The 17781-nt window shown below is 65.8% G+C and carries 15 protein-coding genes; 12 read left to right on the top strand and 3 right to left on the bottom strand.

From position 1 onward, the window contains the following. Window positions 1–5 precede the first annotated feature (5 nt). Both QK287_RS10775 and QK287_RS10770 read left to right on the top strand, forming a co-directional pair. Window positions 6–779 carry a DeoR/GlpR family DNA-binding transcription regulator gene (locus tag QK287_RS10775; RefSeq protein ID WP_282360036.1) on the top strand — a complete coding sequence of 258 codons (774 nt, stop codon included), beginning with the start codon at window positions 6–8 and terminating at the stop codon, window positions 777–779. Beyond that, window positions 776–1963, top strand: a complete 1188-nt coding sequence (locus tag QK287_RS10770; RefSeq protein WP_282360035.1) for an MFS transporter — start codon at window positions 776–778, stop codon at window positions 1961–1963. Before QK287_RS10775 ends, QK287_RS10770 begins: the two co-directional genes overlap by 4 nt. Here the strand turns inward: QK287_RS10770 and QK287_RS10765 are convergent. Beyond that, window positions 1899–2612, bottom strand: a complete 714-nt coding sequence (locus QK287_RS10765; protein WP_282360034.1) for a phosphatase PAP2 family protein — start codon at window positions 2610–2612, stop codon at window positions 1899–1901. The genes QK287_RS10770 and QK287_RS10765 overlap by 65 nt on opposite strands. 50 nt (window positions 2613–2662) lie before the next feature. Here QK287_RS10765 and QK287_RS10760 point away from each other — a divergent pair, with 50 nt between their 5' ends. From QK287_RS10760 to QK287_RS10725, 8 genes are all read left to right on the top strand, one after another. Further along, on the top strand, window positions 2663–4165 hold the full coding sequence (locus QK287_RS10760) for a bifunctional phosphatase PAP2/diacylglycerol kinase family protein (protein WP_282360033.1): 1503 nt from the start codon (window positions 2663–2665) through the stop codon (window positions 4163–4165). Window positions 4166–4239: 74 nt separating this feature from the next. After that, a complete protein-coding gene (locus tag QK287_RS10755; RefSeq protein ID WP_282360032.1) occupies window positions 4240–5034 on the top strand; it encodes an alpha/beta hydrolase in 795 nt (264 codons plus the stop codon). A 140-nt stretch (window positions 5035–5174) separates the two neighbouring features. Further along, on the top strand, window positions 5175–6119 hold the full coding sequence (locus tag QK287_RS10750) for an ATP-binding cassette domain-containing protein (RefSeq protein WP_226775590.1): 945 nt from the start codon (window positions 5175–5177) through the stop codon (window positions 6117–6119). A gap of 3 nt (window positions 6120–6122) precedes the next feature. Then, window positions 6123–7013 carry an ABC transporter permease gene (locus QK287_RS10745; protein ID WP_282360031.1) on the top strand — a complete coding sequence of 297 codons (891 nt, stop codon included), beginning with the start codon at window positions 6123–6125 and terminating at the stop codon, window positions 7011–7013. Window positions 7014–7044: 31 nt separating this feature from the next. Continuing rightward, window positions 7045–8367: a histidine kinase gene (locus QK287_RS10740; RefSeq protein ID WP_282360030.1), complete on the top strand. Its 1323-nt coding sequence runs from the start codon at window positions 7045–7047 to the stop codon at window positions 8365–8367. 24 nt (window positions 8368–8391) lie between these two features. Beyond that, a complete protein-coding gene (locus QK287_RS10735; RefSeq protein ID WP_253031678.1) occupies window positions 8392–9144 on the top strand; it encodes a response regulator transcription factor in 753 nt (250 codons plus the stop codon). A 260-nt stretch (window positions 9145–9404) separates the two neighbouring features. Continuing rightward, window positions 9405–10847 carry an amino acid permease gene (locus QK287_RS10730; RefSeq protein ID WP_282360029.1) on the top strand — a complete coding sequence of 481 codons (1443 nt, stop codon included), beginning with the start codon at window positions 9405–9407 and terminating at the stop codon, window positions 10845–10847. A gap of 354 nt (window positions 10848–11201) precedes the next feature. Beyond that, on the top strand, window positions 11202–12512 hold the full coding sequence (locus QK287_RS10725; protein WP_282360082.1) for a M18 family aminopeptidase: 1311 nt from the start codon (window positions 11202–11204) through the stop codon (window positions 12510–12512). Between the two features lie 34 nt (window positions 12513–12546). On the opposite strand, the gene QK287_RS10720 is transcribed toward QK287_RS10725, so the two are convergent. Beyond that, window positions 12547–13887: a hypothetical protein gene (locus tag QK287_RS10720; RefSeq protein ID WP_282360028.1), complete on the bottom strand. Its 1341-nt coding sequence runs from the start codon at window positions 13885–13887 to the stop codon at window positions 12547–12549. Between the two features lie 3 nt (window positions 13888–13890). Then, entirely contained in the window at window positions 13891–15138 is a 1248-nt protein-coding gene (gene epsE / locus QK287_RS10715; RefSeq protein ID WP_282360027.1) for an exopolysaccharide biosynthesis GT4 family glycosyltransferase EpsE, read from the bottom strand. A 217-nt stretch (window positions 15139–15355) separates the two neighbouring features. Here epsE and QK287_RS10710 point away from each other — a divergent pair, with 217 nt between their 5' ends. Together QK287_RS10710 and QK287_RS10705 are read left to right on the top strand one after the other, a co-directional pair. Further along, the gene (locus QK287_RS10710) at window positions 15356–16801 is read left to right on the top strand and encodes an O-antigen ligase family protein (RefSeq protein ID WP_282360026.1); all 1446 of its coding nucleotides are present in this window, start codon (window positions 15356–15358) and stop codon (window positions 16799–16801) included. Beyond that, window positions 16801–17757 (top strand): hypothetical protein, encoded by a 957-nt coding sequence (locus QK287_RS10705; RefSeq protein WP_226775598.1) that lies wholly within the window; start codon window positions 16801–16803, stop codon window positions 17755–17757. The genes QK287_RS10710 and QK287_RS10705 overlap by 1 nt, the downstream gene beginning before the upstream one ends. Window positions 17758–17781 lie beyond the last annotated feature (24 nt).

Genomic DNA, 17781 nt, shown 5'->3' with positions numbered 1-17781 from the left:
TATACATGGGGACTGAGGAGCGCCACCGCCGCATCGGAGCACTGTTGCGGCACCAGGAGCATGTAACGATCGATGAGCTGATGGGCGCCGTTGGTGCCTCCGGGGCGACGATCCGCCGTGACCTGGATGTCCTGGCCCGGCACGGCGTTCTCCGCCGGGTCCACGGCGGTGCCCGGAGCCTCGTACTCGGGGGCGGATACCCTGAGTACGGCCAACGCGAAATCGAGGACCACGCCGTGAAGGTGCGGATTGCGGCCGGCGTCGCCGCACTGCTCCCGGACCGCGGGCACGTCTGGGTGGACAGCGGCACCACTGCCACCGCGGTGGCCCGCCAGCTGAGGCTGCGGCAGATGACCGTGATGCCGATGTCGTTGCAGGCTGTCAGCGCGTTGACCGAAGGGGGCCCAGCTGCCGGCCGTCATCCCGACCTGCTGCTGCCCGGCGGGAGTTTGCTCGCCGGCGAACAGTCATTCCGCGGACCCATGACGGAATCGAACATCCGTTCGCTGCGGTTTGATGCAGCCGTCCTCACGCCCTGCGCACTGAACCTCCGGGATGGGATGATGGCCCACGACCTCGACGACGCGGCGGTAAAACGCGCTGCAGTAGAGTCCGCGGCCCGGGTGATCGTGGCCTGCTGCGCAGCGAAATGGAACGCCACCGCCGTCGCACTTGTCGCGTCGCTGGATGCCGTGGACGTCCTCGTCACGGACCATCAGTTCAGTGCCGGAGACCTTGACCAGCTCACCCAACACTCGGTGGAAGTAGTGATCGTATGACCAAGACGGCAACCCGCCCGCAACTCAACGCCGCCGCAGCGGCCACCTTCCTGATCTTCGGAATTAACGGGCTGGTATTCGCCAGCTGGGCCGCCCGCATCCCTGCGGTGACGGACATCCTTGGCATCTCCTCCGGGCAGATGGGGACCCTGTTGTTGTGCGTGGCGGCGGGATCCCTGGTCGCCCTGCCCACTGCCGGCCACGTGGTGGGACGGATCGGGACAGCGAATGCCGTGCGCGCCGCCGGCCTGGTCGCGGCTTTTGCCGGCGTCGGCGTGGCGCTGGCGCTGCTGGCCGGCTCCGTGCCGGGAACCGCCGTTGCACTGTTTTTCTTCGGTGTGGGCATCGGCCTGTGGGACGTGTCCCAAAACATTGAAGGCGCCGACGTCGAACACCAGCTGGGGCGAACCATCATGCCGCAGTTCCATGCAGCCTTCAGCGGCGGCGCGTTCCTCGGCGCCCTGATCGGCGCTGGCCTGGCGGGTCTGGGTGTCGGGCTTCCGGCGCACCTGCTGGTGATTGCCGTCATTGTCGCCACACTGACGGTTGTTGCGCCGCGCTATTTCCTGCCGCACCTCCCGGCACCCGCGGCTGGATCCGGGGAGCGAACGGAACCCAAGGGGCGCACGGCCTGGCGGGACGGTCGGACACTGCTGATCGGTTTGGTGGTGCTCGGCGCGACACTTACCGAAGGCGCCGGCAACGACTGGATCGCGAAAGCCGCCGTCGACGGCCTGAAGGCCACAGATTCCACCGGTGCGCTGCTTTTTGCCGCCTTTGTCCTGGCCATGACCGCTGTGCGGTTCTTCGGCGGCCGGGCGATTGACGCCTACGGCCGGGTACCCGTGCTCCGTGCCAGTATGGCGGCGGCCGCCGCAGGGCTGGGGCTATTTGTGCTGGCCGGGAATCTTTGGTGGGCCACGGCGGGCGCGGTGCTCTGGGGTGCAGGGGCCGCACTTGCGTTCCCGATGGGGATGTCGGCTGCGGCTGACGATCCCAGGCATGCCGCCGCCCGTGTTGCAGTGGTGTCCACGATCGGGTACATCGCATTCCTGGCGGGGCCGCCGCTGCTGGGCTACCTCGGAGACCTGGTCGGCATCCGGGTGGCACTGCTGACCATCATGATTCCAATTCTTGGGGCACTGCTGCTCGCCGGCGCCGCGAAGCCCGCGCGCGCCAGCTGATTAGCCGGCGGGCATCTGCATTTTCCTGAATGCAGATGTTCCGGCAGGACAGCCAGAGCAGGAGCACCACCGGGACGGCCAGGCATACGCTGCCGACCGTGTCCACGAGCCAGTGGGCGGACAGATACGTGCGGCTGACCATCATGGCCAAGACGCCAAGACCAGCAAGCACCCCGGCCCAGGCGCGGCCCAGCAAAATTGCCACCACCACCAGGAAAGCGGCTGTACTCGCAACGTGGCCGGAAGGGAATGATCCCGTGTCGGTCAGGACAATGGTGTTGGCGGGCCGCTCGCGGAGGATGGCCGCCTTGAGGATCTGGGTAAGACCAAGGACAACTATCCCTGCTGCGGCGGCGAAAACTGCCGTCCGCGCGCGCCTTCGCAGCAGCAGGGCCACGACGAGCAACCCGTGCAGCACCAGGACGCCCCGGTAGCCGGCCAGGTTGAGGAAGCCATTGAGCCCGTCCCAGAACGGAGCGCGCAGGGCGGTGACCGCGCCGGCCCAGCCTTCGTCCAGGGACTGAAACGGGGGATGCTGGACGTCCGTGAGCAGCATCCCCGTCAGTACTGCGCCCAAGGTGAGCAGGGCCGTACTGGCCGCCAGCACGCGGCCCGCGGACAATCGCTGAGGGTCCAGCACTCGGGTCATCGTCTCATCCTAGCGAAGGGATCGTCCCGCCCGGGCAGTAAGGTGGTCGGATGCGAAGCATGCTGAGGAAGGCGCCGGGGCGCGTGGGAAGAGTGGACCGCCGAATTGTCCGTGCGGTGGCCGGCCTCCCCGGGGGAAATTACGACGAGTTCTTCCGGCGGCTTTCCGCGGCAGCGAATAACGGCAGGTTGTGGATAGGCATTGCCGCCGTGATGGCACTGTTTCCGGGGCGGACCCGTCGTGCTGCCGTCCACGGGGTGCTGGCGCAGGCCGTTGCCTCCGCAGTCACGAACCTCGGATTCAAGACGCTGCTGCCGAGGGCACGTCCGCTGCCGGAGCACCTTCCGGCCTTCAGGTTTGTCCACCCCCAACCCAAGAGCTCGTCCATGCCCTCGGGCCACTCGGCCTCTGCCGTCGCGTTCGCCCTTGGCGTCGGTATGGTCCGGCCGCCCCTCGGAGCCGCGCTCGCGCCGCTTGCCGCGGGCGTCGCCTACTCCCGTGTTCATACCGGCGCGCACTGGCCCTCTGATGTGTTTTTCGGCTCGGCGATCGGGGCCGGGGCTGCCCTGGCAGCCCGGAAATGGTGGCCTGTCCGGCCGCCCTTCCCGGCCATCCGCCGGAGTGCAGCGACAGTCGCCAAGCTTCCGGAGGGTACAGGTCTGGGTATCGCTGTGAATACGCTGGGCGGCTCCTACGCCGCGGAAACCGCGGCGGCCCTGCACAAAATATTCCCCAAGGCGCATATAAAGGAAGTTTCCCAGGACGAAGACCTGGCGGAGGAGATTGCGCGGGTCGTTGGCCAGCCCGGTGTTGTGGCCCTGGGCGTCTGGGGCGGTGACGGAACCGTTGGAACGGCCGCGGCTGCCGCCGTCGAGCATTCCCTGCCGCTGCTGGTCCTGCCGGGGGGAACCCTGAACCATTTCGCGCGCGACGCGGGCATTCCAACCCTCTCCGAGGCGGTGGAAGCCGCGACCCGGGGGGAAGCGGCCCGAGCGGACCTGGGCTTGGTGGCAGTGGAACGGGGGCTTCCCGGTAACCCCGAGCAGGTGCACGTGACGATGCTCAACACCGCGAGTATAGGCCTCTACCCGAACCTGGTTCGCCGGCGTGAGCTGTTGCAGCCGGCGCTTGGCAAACCCTTGGCCGGCATCGTCGCGATGTTCCGGACCTTCGCGGCCGGGACCCCCACCAGCCTGGTCGTCGACGGCGTACGGCACAAAGTCTGGATCCTGTACATCGGCCGCGGACGTTATTATCCCCGCGACCATGCCCCGCTGGTTCGTCCGGTCCTTGACGACGGCGTCTTCGACCTCAGGATGATCACAGCCGACGAATCGTTTGCCCGGTTGCGGCTGCTGTGGGCTGTTTTGACCGGGACGGTCGCCACCTCGCGAATTACGCACCTGTCCGAAGCCACCCGGATCCGGGTGGAACCGGTGGATTCGACAATGGTCCTAGCGGTCGACGGCGAGGTTATGCCGGCGGTCCGGACCGTCGAGTTCTCGGTGCGGCCGGGCGCCCTGACGTACTACTCCCCGCTGACTGAACGCTGACGCATTTACCGGCCCGCCCGGCATGGACCGGCGTAGTCTGTGAGTGAGTCCAGACCGGCCTGAAGGGATAAGCCATGCAGCCAGTGCAGCAGTCCTCCGTCCAATCCGCAGACGGCACCAGCATTGGCTTTGAGACCGCCGGGGCCGGCGAGCCGCTGTTTTTCGTCACCGGCGCCTCGAATGACCGGATGGCCGCGGCGCCTCTGGCGGCGGCGCTCAGGGAAAGTTTTACCTGCATCAGCTACGACCGGCGGGGCAGGGGCACCAGCGGGGATACCCGGCCCTACGACATCCGCCGTGAAGTGGAAGACCTTGAGGCGCTGTTGGGGCTCTACGGCGGCCGCGGCCACGTCTTTGGGTACTCATCCGGCGCCATCCTGGCCCTTCGGGCTGCCGTGGACGGCCTCGACTTCCAGACAATCGTGCTTTATGAGCCTCCGCTCTTTATGGCCGGCGGCACTCCGGCCTCCACCGTTGAACATGTCCGGCGGATCGAAGAGCTGGTGGCCGGGGGCAGGCCCGGTGACGCCGTCGAATATTTCCAGACCGTGGTCGTGGGGATCCCCCCAGCGGCTCTGCACGGCCAGCGCAATGCACCCTTTTGGCCGGGAATGGAGGCCATCGCCCAGACGCTGGCTTACGATCAGGCCATCTGCGGCGACCCGAACGTGAGCGTCGAGGCACTGTCCCGGGTCTCGATCCCCAGCTTTGTCCTGAGCGGCGACGCAACTTTCCCCGGACTGGCCGAGGCTGCGAAGGGCGTAGCCGCCATGATTCCCGGCGGCGTCTGGCGCAACATCGCCGGCCAAGGACATGATTTGTCGGCGGAAGCCCTGGCGCCGGTTTTCCGGGAGTTGCTGGGCCGCTGACCGGCGCCGGGTCGACTCAGGGTCATCCTCGCGGACTACCCTGGGTCGACCCGGAATCATCCCTGAGACCGGTGAAACCGGCGGTTGGCCTCGGTAGCGTGGTGGGTACACCAACCACTCCTACGCAAAGGACCGCTTCCATGATCGAAGCACGAGGCCTGACGAAGGTGTACGGCGATAAAACCGCCGTCGCCGGGGTCAACTTCACTATTGAAGCCGGCAGGGTCACCGGATTCCTGGGCCCTAACGGCGCCGGCAAGTCCACTACCATGCGCATGATCATGGGACTGGACCGTCCGACGTCGGGCACCGTCACCGTCAACGGCACCCCGTTGGCGCGCCACGCTGCACCGCTGCGCGACGTTGGGGCGCTGCTCGACGCCAAGGCAGTCCACACCAGCCGCTCCGCCTACAACCACCTCCTGGCCATGGCCGCCACGCACAGCATCCCCAAAAAGCGCGTCCACGACGTGATCGAAATGACGGGGCTGGCGGACGTTGCCAAGAAAAAGGTCGGCGGCTTCTCGCTTGGCATGGGACAGCGGCTCGGGATTGCCGCGGCACTTCTCGGCGACCCGCAGACCATCATCTTGGACGAGCCCGTCAACGGACTGGACCCGGAAGGCGTTGTCTGGGTCCGCAACCTCGTTAAGTACCTCGCGTCCGAGGGGCGCACGGTCTTCCTCTCCAGCCACCTGATGAGCGAAATGGCAGTTACCGCCGACCACCTGATTGTGATCGGCCGCGGCCGGATCATCGCCGACGCGCCGATCCAGGACATCATCACCGGCAAGGGCCAGGTCCGCACGCGTGTGCGCACGGACAGGCCGGACCAGCTGATGCAGCTGTTGGCCTCTGACGGCGTCTCCGTGGAACTGCAGGACAACGAACTCCTCGAGGTCTCAGGCCTGGACCCCCGCGGGATCGCGCGCGCTGCCCTCGACAGCCACGTCCTGATCTACGAACTCACCCCGCTTCGGGCCAGCCTCGAGGAGGCATACATGGAATTGACCAAGGATGAGGTCGAATACCACTCGCTGATCACCGCGGGCGCTGCGGCCCCCGTCCAGACCGGAGGCAACTAAGCCATGAGCTCAACAACCCTCGAACCCTCCCGCCGCGGCGCGCATGCAGGCGCCGGTGGCGTTGCGGCCGGCCAGGAGTCCAGCACCGGCCCGGGACCGAGCTTCTTCCGGGTCCTGAATTCCGAATTCATCAAATTCCGCACCCTCCTCTCCACCCTGATCCTGCTTGCTTCCACCGTCCTGGTGATGGTTGGCTTCGGTGCCCTGTCCGCGTGGGGAACGGGACAGTTCTCTGAGGCGGCCTCCCGGGACCCGCAAGCGGCAGCGGCATTTGCCGCGCAGGGCGGAGATCTCGCCGTCGGCGTCCCCACATCCGGCATCGCATTCGCCCAGCTGATCCTGGGCTCGCTGGGTGTGCTGCTGATGAGCTCCGAATTCACCACGGGCATGGCCCGCTCCACCTTCGCCGCCGTCCCCAAGCGGATTCCGGCCTATGCCGCGAAACTGCTTGTTGTTATGGTGACGGCGTTTGTGCTCACGGCGGCTTCCGTGTACCTGGCCGGCCTTGTGTCGCTGCCGATCCTGGGCAACTACAACCTTAAGTTGGACCTCGCCAGTTCGCAGTCGGTGAAGATGATGCTCGTCAACAGCGCCTACATCGCAGCCGTCGCCGCTATCGGCATGGCACTGGGCTCGCTGGTCCGCAACTCAGCCGGGGGCATTATGAGCCTGGTCGGGCTGTTCTTTGTGGCCCCGATCGCCTTCCAGCTGATCCCCGGCGATTTCTTCGTCGAAGCCCGCAAGTACCTCCCCGGCAACACGATCGACCCGATGATAGCGGTCCAGCACGTCCCGGACACGCTGGAAGCCTGGCAGGCTGCCCTGGTCCTGGGCGCCTGGGTCATCATCCCAGTTGTCCTGGCCGCCGTGGTACTGAAACGGCGGGACGTCTAACCTCCGCCGGCCCAGCGTCTAGGCTCAGAACATGATCGATGCAGTTCCTGTGAAGGACGCGCCAGCCGGCCCGGCTGACGCGTCCTTCGCTGAAATCACCGACCGCCGCCGGGGGCGGTTCCGGCGCTACCTGTTTGAGCATCCGCGGGTGATGGATACCGTCGTGGTGCTTTGCTACCTTGGACTCGTCATTCCAGCGGGCGTCGAGTCAGCGCACGACGGCGTGTGGCCGGTTGTGGGACTGCTTGCGGCGGGCGCAGGGGCGCTCTTCTTACGGCGAAGCCGGCCGGTGGCGGTTTTGGCCCTCGTGGCCGTGCTCGACCTGGGTGTGACCTTGCTGCATCCGTGGGGTTCGAACGTCTCCGCCGGACTGTGGTTTGCGCTCTACTCCGTGGCGGTGGCGCGCAGCCGGCGGTTTGCCCTGTTATCCCTGATGTCGGCTACTGTGCCGCTGGTTATCCCCTACGCCCTGCTGGCGGTTGGTCCGCTGGACGGCAGGTTGCCGGACACAGGTGTTAACACGCCGGAGAACTTCCAGCTGATCAGCAGCATCGCCGCCGGCGTCAGCATCACACTCTCCAGCGTCATTGCTACCGGGATCGGAATATCCGTCCGGCAGCGGCGCGAGCACGAACAGGAGATTGCCGCCTGGGCCGTTCGGGCCGCACGGCTCGGATCGGCCGCCGAACGCAACCGTATCGCCCGGGAAATGCACGACGTCGTGGCGCATGCGCTCACGGTCATGATCAGCCTTTCGGACGGCGCAGCGGTGGTCATCAAAAAAGACCCGGTGCGGGCGGCCGATGTCCTCGGGGAACTCTCCAGCACCGGGCGCACCGCCCTGGCGGACATGCGGCGCGTCCTCGGCGTGCTGCGTGACGAGTCGGCCACCGGGCAGGCTCCGCGCGAACCGCTCGTGACAGGTGACAACCTGGGCAAATTGCTGGCGGGATTCCGGACCGCCGGACTCCCGCTGCACTACACCCACACCGGTCCCGCGCTGCCCCTGGACACCGCGTTCCAGCTAACGGTCTACCGGATCGTGCAGGAATCGCTGACGAACGTGCTCCGCTACGGCCGATCGCTGGGCCGGGTGGACGTGGTGATTGCCCGCGACGGCTCCACCGTCACCATCGAAGTTGTGGACGATGGCAAGGGCAGCCTGGACGCCGGCGGGTCAGCTGCGGCCCGGGGGATCCTGAACTCCCCCGGGTCTGTGGGCACCGGCCAGGGGCTGGCCGGAATGCTGGAGCGGGCCAGATTCTATGCGGGCACCGTGGAGGCGGGACGAAGCGGAGAATACGGTTGGCGAGTGCGGGCCGTCCTGCACTTGAACGGCGACAACGGAAAGTAAGTGCACATGAGTCAAGGGGAACCGATGGGCGAGACCGCACCGATCCGCATCCTGCTGGTGGATGACCAGCCGCTCCTGCGGATGGGATTCCGGCTGATCCTGGAGGGCGAAGCCGATCTGGAAATTGCGGGCGAGGCGTCCGACGGAGCCGAAGCAATCCGTCAGGTCCGTGACCTTCAGCCCGACGTCGTGCTGATGGACGTGCGGATGCCGGTGTTGGACGGAATCGAGGCCACCCGGGCCATCACCGCGTCCGGAATCCACTCGAAGATCATCATCCTCACCACTTTCGACCTCGACGAATACGCTTTCGCCGGCCTCCAGGCCGGCGCTTCGGCCTTCCTGCTCAAAGACGTCGCTCCCGCTGAACTGATCAGCGCCGTCCGGGTGGTGGCAAGTGGAGACGCCGTGGTGGCGCCGCGCATCACCCGGCGGTTGCTGGAAACGTATGTCCGCAGCGGCGGTGCCGGCACGGGCGGCGGTGCTGCAGGCAGCGGGGTGGGCCCGGGCACACCCGGTCCGGGATCCCCGGCCGGGGCCCGTCCGGTCAAGGATCCGCTGCTGGAGGACCTAACCCCGCGCGAAAACGAGATGCTCGGGGCGATGGCCGAGGGACTCTCCAATGCCGAGATTGCGCACCGGTATTTCCTCTCCGAAGCCACCGTCAAAACACACGTGGGCCGGATCCTGACCAAACTGCACCTGCGCGACCGGGTCCAGGCCGTGGTGTACGCCTACGAGACCGGCCTGGTGGTGCCCAGCAACCCCGACTACTGAGCCCGCGGTGAGCGGCCGGCGGAGGCCTGTTTGCTTGAAGCAGTGGTTTCAGACACACGGGTGAATTGCCTAGGGGGCAACTTTCATTGCCTTCTAGGCCTTAGTGTTGGGATAGTGCCCCGCCTGCCCACCCGTCATTTGTGGGATTGCACAGGACAGGCGGTCCTGAGTCCGGTTTAGGGTGAAACGTCAATGTGGTCCGCCACACAAATAGTTACCTTCCACCGCGGACCCGCACAATTCCCGAAGGACGGCGCCTTATGCAGGCTGACCAGCAGCTCTCCAAGTCCCTGAAACCCAGGCACTTGTCCATGATTGCCATCGCCGGAGTGATCGGCGCAGGCCTGTTTGTCGGCTCCGGTGCGGCAATCCAGCAGGCGGGGCCCGGGATCCTGGTCGCCTACACCGCGGCAGGGCTCGTTGTTATTCTGGTCATGCGGATGTTGGGCGAGATGGCCGCTGCCAACCCGGAAACTGGTTCGTTCTCGACCTACGCGGACAAAGCCCTGGGTCGCTGGGCCGGGTTCAGCATCGGCTGGCTCTACGCCTGGTTCTGGATCATCGTCCTTGGCATTGAAGCCACGGCCGGCGCGGCCATCATGCACCGCTGGGTGCCGGGGATCGACCAGTGGGTCTGGGCGCTGCTGCTGATGGTGCTCCTGACCTTGACCAACCTGGGCTCGGTGAAGTCCTTTGGTGAATTCGAATTCTGGTTCGCCTCCATCAAGGTCGCGGCGATTGTGCTGTTTCTGATATTCGGCATCGCCGCCATCCTGGGCCTTATACCGGGCGTGCCGGCTCCCGGAGTGAGCAACCTGCTTGAAAACGGCGGCTTTATGCCCAACGGACCGGGTGCCGTGCTGGCAGGCATCCTTGTGGTTGTATTCTCCTTTTTCGGTGCTGAAATCGCCACGATCGCTGCCGGCGAATCCGAAAACCCTGTCGACGCCGTCAAAAAGGCCGTGAAATCGACCGTCTGGCGCATTCTCGTTTTCTACATCGGATCCATTGCGGTGGTGGTTACGCTGCTGCCCTGGAATTCCGCCTCCGTGGCCAAGAGCCCGTACGTTGCCGTCATCGAGCTCTTCGGAATCCCCGGCGCCGGCACCATTATGGACATCGTGGTGCTGACCTCTGTGCTTTCCTGCCTCAACTCCGGCCTGTACACCGCCAGCCGGATGCTGTTCTCCCTCTCCCGCCGCGGCGATGCCCCGCGGTCCTGGATGCGGATCTCCAGGCGCGGCGTACCCGCCGCGGCAGTCCTGGCCTCCACAGTGGTCGGCTTTGTCACAGTTGGCCTGAACTACGTCGCCCCGGATACTGTCTTCTTGTTCCTGGTCAACACCTCAGGTGCGATCGCCTTGTTTGTGTGGCTCGTGATCGCCGGCTCGCAGCTGATCCTGCGCCGCAGGATGGGCGCTGCGGCCAAGGACCTGCAGCTCAAGATGTGGCTCTTCCCCTATTTGACCTGGGTGGCAATCATCAGCATTGTTGCGTTGCTGATCGGCATGGTGGTCCTGGAGTCCACCCGCGAATCGCTTCTGCTTTCCCTGGCCCTTGCCGCGGTTGTTGTTGGTATCGGTGTGTGGCGCTACCGCAAAAACGGCGGGAAGCCTGCAGCTACCGCGGCCGACGAGGTCAAGATGGGAGCGTCTGAGGTACCCCTCGAGGACGCCGCTGCAGGGTCGCACCCCGCCTCGTAGCACCAAAAGCCCCTGCCTGGTGCTGGTCCGTGGGCTGGATGTGTCCCGCGGGCCAGCACCGCGGGACATGTCCCGCGGGCCAGCACCGCGGGACATGTCCAGCTCTGCCGCGCACGGGTGGACATGATGGACATATGTACACCGGGCCTCACCAAGGGAGGGCATGCCCACCGGCCGGGAACCGCCGCCCGGAACTTCCCGCAGAGCACGCTGAAACGGGACAATGTCTTCGGCGACACAGGCGAAATCTACCAACTGGCCACCATGATCGGGTCAGTGCCCGGCGGCTACGCGGCCGGCCTGGTCGTCGCCGTCTACCGGCAGCGCCAGGGCCACGGCGCTAGACTCGGAGCCATGCCTTCACAGCCCAACGCCGCAGCCCACATCCAGGACCTTGGTGCGTACGTCACCGCGTCGCCGTCGAGCTTCCATGCCGTCCACGAAGCCGCCCGCCGGCTGAACGGGGCAGGATTCACGGCCCTTGACGAGCGGGAGCCCTGGCAGATGCCCGCCGGCGCAGGGAAGTTCTACGTGATCCGCGACGGAGCCATCATCGCCTGGGTGGTGCCCGGGACAGCCCATCCCACCACGGCCTTTAACATTCTGGGCGCCCATACGGACTCCCCGTCGTTTAAGCTCAAGCCCAAACCCACGACGGGCAAGTTCGGTTGGCTGCAGGCCGGCGTCGAGGTCTACGGCGGTCCGCTGCTCAACTCCTGGCTGGACCGCGAATTGCAGCTCGCAGGGCGCCTCGTGCTGCGTGACGGCAGCCAGCACCTCACGGCCACCGGGCCGCTGCTGCGTTTCCCCCAATTGGCCATCCACCTGGACCGTGCCGTCAACGAGGGGCTGGCCCTGGACAAGCAGCAACACATGAACCCGGTGTACGGGCTCGGCGATCCGGCAGGGGAAGACCTGTTGGGCCTGCTCGCGGACCGGGTTGCCGGTGCCGACGTGGACGCTGCCCAGATCGGCGGCTACGACGTTGTCATTGCCGATACCCAGGCCCCGGCAGTGTTCGGCGCGAAAGACGAGTTCTTCGCGTCCGGCCGGCTGGATAACCTGTCCGCAACCCACGCCGGGCTCACGGCCCTGATCGCCCACGCCGCCGCGCCCCTCCCGGCCGGGTCGCCGATTGCCGTGCTGGCCGCGTTTGACCATGAAGAGATCGGCTCCGCCTCCCGCTCCGGTGCCAGCGGGCCCCTCCTTGAGGACATCCTGGTGCGCATTTCCGACGGTCTGGGGGCTTCTGCGAGCCAGCGGCGGCAGGCCTTCGCCGCGTCATTTTGCGTCTCCGCCGACGCCGGTCACGCCGTCCACCCCAATTATGCTGAACGGCACGATCCGGCCAACCGGCCGGCGCTGAACGGCGGCCCGCTGCTGAAGATCAACGCGAATCAGCGCTACGCAACGGACGCAACCGGCGCAGCTCTTTGGTCGCGGCTCTGCGCGGACGCCGGCATCCCGTACCAGGAGTTCGTCTCCAACAACGAGATGCCCTGCGGCTCCACCATCGGTCCGTTGACCGCCACCCGACTCGGTATCCGGACGGTCGACGTCGGTGTGCCACTGCTTTCGATGCACTCGGCCCGGGAGCTCTGCGGCGTGGACGATCCTTACCGGCTTGCGAGGGTGACGGAATTGTTCTTCCGCACCGCGGCGTAGTCGCTCAAGGTGTAACCCTGTAATCCTGCGGCCGTTAGGGCAGGCAGGAAGCGGCGGCCCCGTTGATTCGGTAGAGGTGGACCGCGTTGCCGTCCTTGAACGTGTCCCGTATGGTGCCGTTGCTGACGTGCACCGTGCGGTCCTCGTCCAGCACCGCGGCGGTGAAATCCGCGCCACGCAGGCACCCCAGAGTGAGTTCAGCATGCTGTGCCTGTGCCTGCGCCGAGCCCGCGAAGATGTAGAGGTCGCCGTCGAGTACTTTCACGGCCGTGTCGACGCCCGCAGTCCGGGTCAGGGCACCGTCCAGGAACGGCGCGTTGAGCACCGGTGCCAGGACGGTGATTTGTTGGTTGACGGAGGTCACCCAGGGCCTTATCTCGTCACCGCATGATTCCCGGAGGATGTGGAAGGATTGGCACGGGCCGCCGAAGCTGTGGTTGAAATAGACAATTCCCCGTGCGCCGTGGATCAGGCTGCTCCAGACGGCGGCCCTGATTTGCGGGCCGGTGATGGTGGGGGCTTTGGCCTCGCCCGCCGGATGCCCTAGTTCCACAAAGGCCCACACCGGTTTGCTGCCGGCCGGCCGGACCAGGGATCGGACCCGGTCAACTGTCCAGCCATAATTGGCGCCCAGCCGGCATTCCAGGTCCGTCAGGTTGCGTCCCCCGCCCAGCCTTCCGCCACCCTCCCCTTGGCCGCAGATGTTGGGGTCGGTGAACCAGTAGTTGTCGACCGAAACCACGTCCTGGAATTCATTGACGAAGACCGACGCTTCTTCATCGGTCTCCCAGAAGCTGACGCCCTTGCCGTAGTTGGCATACGTCATGGTTCCGTCGGCAATAGCTGCAGAGAGCTTCCGCTGCACAGAATAGCCACAGGGCACTCCCGCGGGGTTGCAGACCTCCCCCTGCCCGGGCCACTTTCCGGTCCATTTGGAGGACCCCGGCCCCGCCCACATGTCGGGTTCGTCGGCAAGGACCAGGCCCGAGCTCCATGGCGAGGGTTCGCTCGTCACAGCGTGGACACCGCCGGGCTGCAGCAGGGCGGTGTCGGAGTTCGCAGTCAAGTTCACGTAGGTGTTCAGCCCGACGCTTTTGTCCATTTCTATGTCGCCCGGCTCCAGGACGCTTTCCAGCCAGACACCAAGCGGGAAGTAGTCCGGGGTGGCAGGCAGTGGGTTCTCGAATCCGCCGTAGAAACCAGCCCCGCCATCGACTGCACGGAGGCCCTTGGCCGCAGCATCATCCGCGGGTGTCGTGGCGTTCGCCGCCAGAGATTCCCCGGGTGGCGCTCCACTGCCGCTGAAGAGCAGCGCGATCGCCAGACAAAAGGCGGCGGTCAAGACCGCGTGGGAGCGTTCTGGGCTAATTTTCACGGGCTATACCCCTCGGATGAGTTGGGCCAGGATTGCGGCGCTGCGGGTGCTGTCAAACCGCTCCGCCACGCGCTGCCGACCTGCAGCGCCCAGGCGGCTGGCCAGATCCGGGGAGTTCAGCACAAGGGCGACGGCGGCCGCGAGCCGGACGGCATCGTTGGCGGCGACCAGAAGGCCGCTCTGCTGGTCCTGCACCAACTCCGGGACGCCCCCAGCGCCGGTAACGACCACGGGGACGGACAATGACATAGCCTCCATGATTGCTACCCCCAGCGGCTCGGCATGGCTCGCGAGGGCAAAAACGTGTGCCTCCTCAAGTCCGGATCGGATGACTTCTTCGGATACGGCCCCGAGGAGCGTGATCCTGCCAGCCAAGTCCAACTCGGTGATGAACCGCTCAAGCTCAAGCCGGTATCCGGTTCCGCCAACTTCGTCCTCGCCGGCAACCACGAGCCGTGCGTCTATTCCCGCGTCCGCCAGCAATCGGACCGCGGCGACGAGGTCTTTGTGGCCTTTGCTGGGGTTGAGCCGCCCGCAACTGAATATCCTGGCGGGTCCCGCGCCCGTCCAGGGTTCATAAGGGGTCCGCCTGATGAAATTTGTGGTGTCGACCCCCATGGGCGCGATTTCAACCCTGCCTGGAAGCGCCGCGCCGAGCTGCTGGCCAATGTCCCGGAGTAGCCCCTTGGTGATGACCACGGCGAAAGCGGCATTTTGCCACTTGTCGGCTTGATTGGGCCCGTAATCGGCCAGCGGACCGTGAAGCGTCAGGCTGTAGGGGAGGCCTGAGAGGCGGTGGGCAAAGAGTGCTATCTGTGCGGCGTCCGCGCAGGAGTGGACGTGGATATGCGTCCAGGCCCTGCTCCGGGAAACCCGGACCAGATCGGCAGCGGCAAGGACAAGCGCGGCCAGGTAGAGTGCGCCCATGACCTGCCGGCGCAGTCCGACCGCCGGTGCACGCCCAGCTCGGTATTCCCTGACCGACCACCGGAGGGCGGGCGCCCGGCCGGACATCAGTCCTCTTAGCAGGGTTGCTGAGGCAAGGACGAGGGTTGCCGGTGAGGGTGGCACGAGGTAGTACGTCTCATTTTCCGCGCCCCCGGCCCAGCCATGGCTCACCCTCCCCCCTTTGGGGCGGCGGGTGGAGATCAGTTCCGGCTCCATTCCCAAGGTCCGCAGTGCGGCCACTTCACGCCAGAAGAAACTGTGGGTCTGCCCCGGAAACTCAGGGACCAGATATCCGAATGCCATGGGAACCCCTTCAAACTTTGAAGGTCTTCGTGGGGAAGGTCCGGCAGGGCGGGCCTGTGCGCCATCCTACTAAATTACTGCCTCCGGCACAGCCGGAATCGGTAAAGACGTTTTCGGAAAAGTACTGTTTCCGGCGCGGCCCAAGGGCTAGTGTCAGAAAAGACGGGCACTGGCGTTGTAGTGACCCGGCGGTCCTCTAGGTAGGTTGGGGAAGTGAATGGCCGGTACTGTCCGAATTCCGGAGCGAAGATCCGGCGCGTCACCACGCCAATCCTCCGCGCTGGCCGACTTCGAGATATCCCCGGCGCCAAAGGGCCACCCGCCGCTGCTCCTCCGAATGGTCGCGTTTGGCGTGTTTTTCTTTCCCTCAAGCATGGTCTTGGGCGGGCTGGGGGCGGCCGGGACCGTGCCGCTGTTGCTATCGGCCGGGCTCTTTGTGCTGTGGGTGGTCTCTTTCCTGCTCGGCCTGCATGACCCCGTGGGCTTCCGGCATCCGGGACGGCTTGCCCTGGGCGCGCTGATCCTGGCGTCGTGCCTGTCCTATATCGGGCTCGTATCCGGCTGGACCGGGGGCAGCACCCCTGTTGTTCGGGCTTCGGCGGACAGATGGCTGATCCTGTTGGCAGCCAGCGCAGGGATCGTCCTGGTCACCACCGAACAGATCCGAACCGTCACCCACGCATTGGTGCTGGTCAGGGCCCTGCTCGCGGGCGGCGTCTTCTGTTGCCTGGTGGCCGTGGTCCAGTTCTACTTCCGGGTGAACCCGATGGAATGGATCCAGGCCGCCATGCCCGGCTTTACCTACAATGGCGGTGATACGCCGTTCCAAGCGCGAGGCGCCCTGATGCGGGTGTCCGGCAGTACTTTTCACTCCATTGAGCTCGCCGTGGTCACGGCGATGCTGCTGCCGCTGTCGATCTGGCGCGGGCTCTACGATCCCGTCGGCCGCAAATGGATCCATTGGGGAGTCACTGCGCTCCTGGTCTTTGCTGTGGCGTCCACGGTGTCGCGCTCAGGAGTCCTTGGCCTGACGGTGGGCATGTTGACGTTCCTGCCGTTCCTGCCGAGGGGGGCCCGGCGCTGGCTGAGCCTGATTCTGCCGGTGGTGCTCGCGGGACTCTTCCTGACCGTTCCTGGTCTGGTCAGTACGATCAGCGAGAGCGTCAGCGTCGGTGAGTCCGACCCCTCGATCAGCAACAGGACCAATAACTATCCCCTGGTGGCCGCCATGTTCGAGGAGCGTCCCATCTTCGGGACGGGACCCGGAAACTACGTGCCGCAAAACGCTGTATTCATTCTCGACAATCAATACCTGAATACCGCGGTAACCCTCGGATTGGTGGGACTGCTCGCAGTGGTCCTCTACCTGTTGCTCCCGGGTCTGGCCGCTGTGCAGGCAGCCCGGGTTGCCCGGACCCAGTCGCTGAAATGCCTGGCCGGTGCCATCGCGGCGGCGGGACTCGTCGCGGGTGTCTGCTCTTTGGGGTTCGACTCCCTCTCATTTCCGGTCTTTGCGCTTGTCTACCCGCTGTTCGTTGGCCTCGGCGGAGCCGTCTGGATCCTCGTCAAGCGCGAGACAAAGGTTCTGGCGGTCGTTGACGTCGCGGCGCCACCGGATAGTTTGCCCAAGAACGGCCCAACTGCGCGAAATGGAGACAACTAATGGATCCCCTGGCTGTGCTCAAAACGTTGTGGCACCATAAGTTCTTCGTCCTTCCTGTTGTGCTGCTTACGCTCCTGGCCGCGGGATATGTTTACCAGTTCGGTCCGAGGTCGTATGAGGCGAGCATGAGCTACGCGGTGGTGAATCCGATCGTCCCGACGAGCGAAGACATCCAAAAGAAACCGGAACTTGGACTCGTGAATAAGGACAATCCCTACCTGCGGTCAGCAGACCCTGCCCTGGTCATCGATGTGCTGATCACCAGGCTCAACTCTCTGGCCGTGGGGGACAAGCTGCAATCGGCAGGGCTCGGCAATGAATACGCCGTGAGCCGCGGCCTCGGGGGCAACGGGTTTGTGGTGGACATCAGGGGCGTTGGCGACTCAGCACAGCAGGCCGTCGCGACCACCGAAGCCCTGGGCCAGCTACTGGAATCCAATCTCCTGGAAATGCAGAGCATCAATGGGGCGGACAAGACGTATTACTTCGCCCCGCTGATGGTCTCGAAGCCGGACCGTGCCACCGAGCTGTACTCAAACCGCCTGCGGGCAGCGATCATCGTTTTTCTGGTGGGCGCGATTCTGGTCTTCGGCGCGGTGTCCCTCGCCCGAGTGGTGGAGGTGGCGGGAAGAAAGCGGGCCGCCCGCAAGGCAGCGTCCCCAGCCGCCGGGGACGGGCCAGCCGGGCCGCCACCAGCGGACGGCCTCCGCATCCCTGATCCATCCGCTGGCATTCACAAGGCCTCAAGGGGCCCGGAGAGCACACGAGTACCAGGGCAGGGCCGCGGCCAGGCACCCGCCACCCGCGGCCAGGCGCCCGCCACCCGCGGCCAGGCGCCCGCCACTCGCGGCGGCAGGAGACGTTCAGCCGGCAGCCCGGAAGGGAGCACTGAACCGTACGCGACGTCAACGTCCGCGAGCCAGAGTAGCGTGGGCGGGCCCCACAGCGCTCCTTAGCGGCGGCCGGCGAGGGCCCCGGCA

The organism is Arthrobacter sp. AL05, from assembly GCF_029960715.1.
Lineage (GTDB): Bacteria > Actinomycetota > Actinomycetes > Actinomycetales > Micrococcaceae > Arthrobacter.
This window is presented reverse-complemented; position numbering and strand designations above follow the sequence as displayed.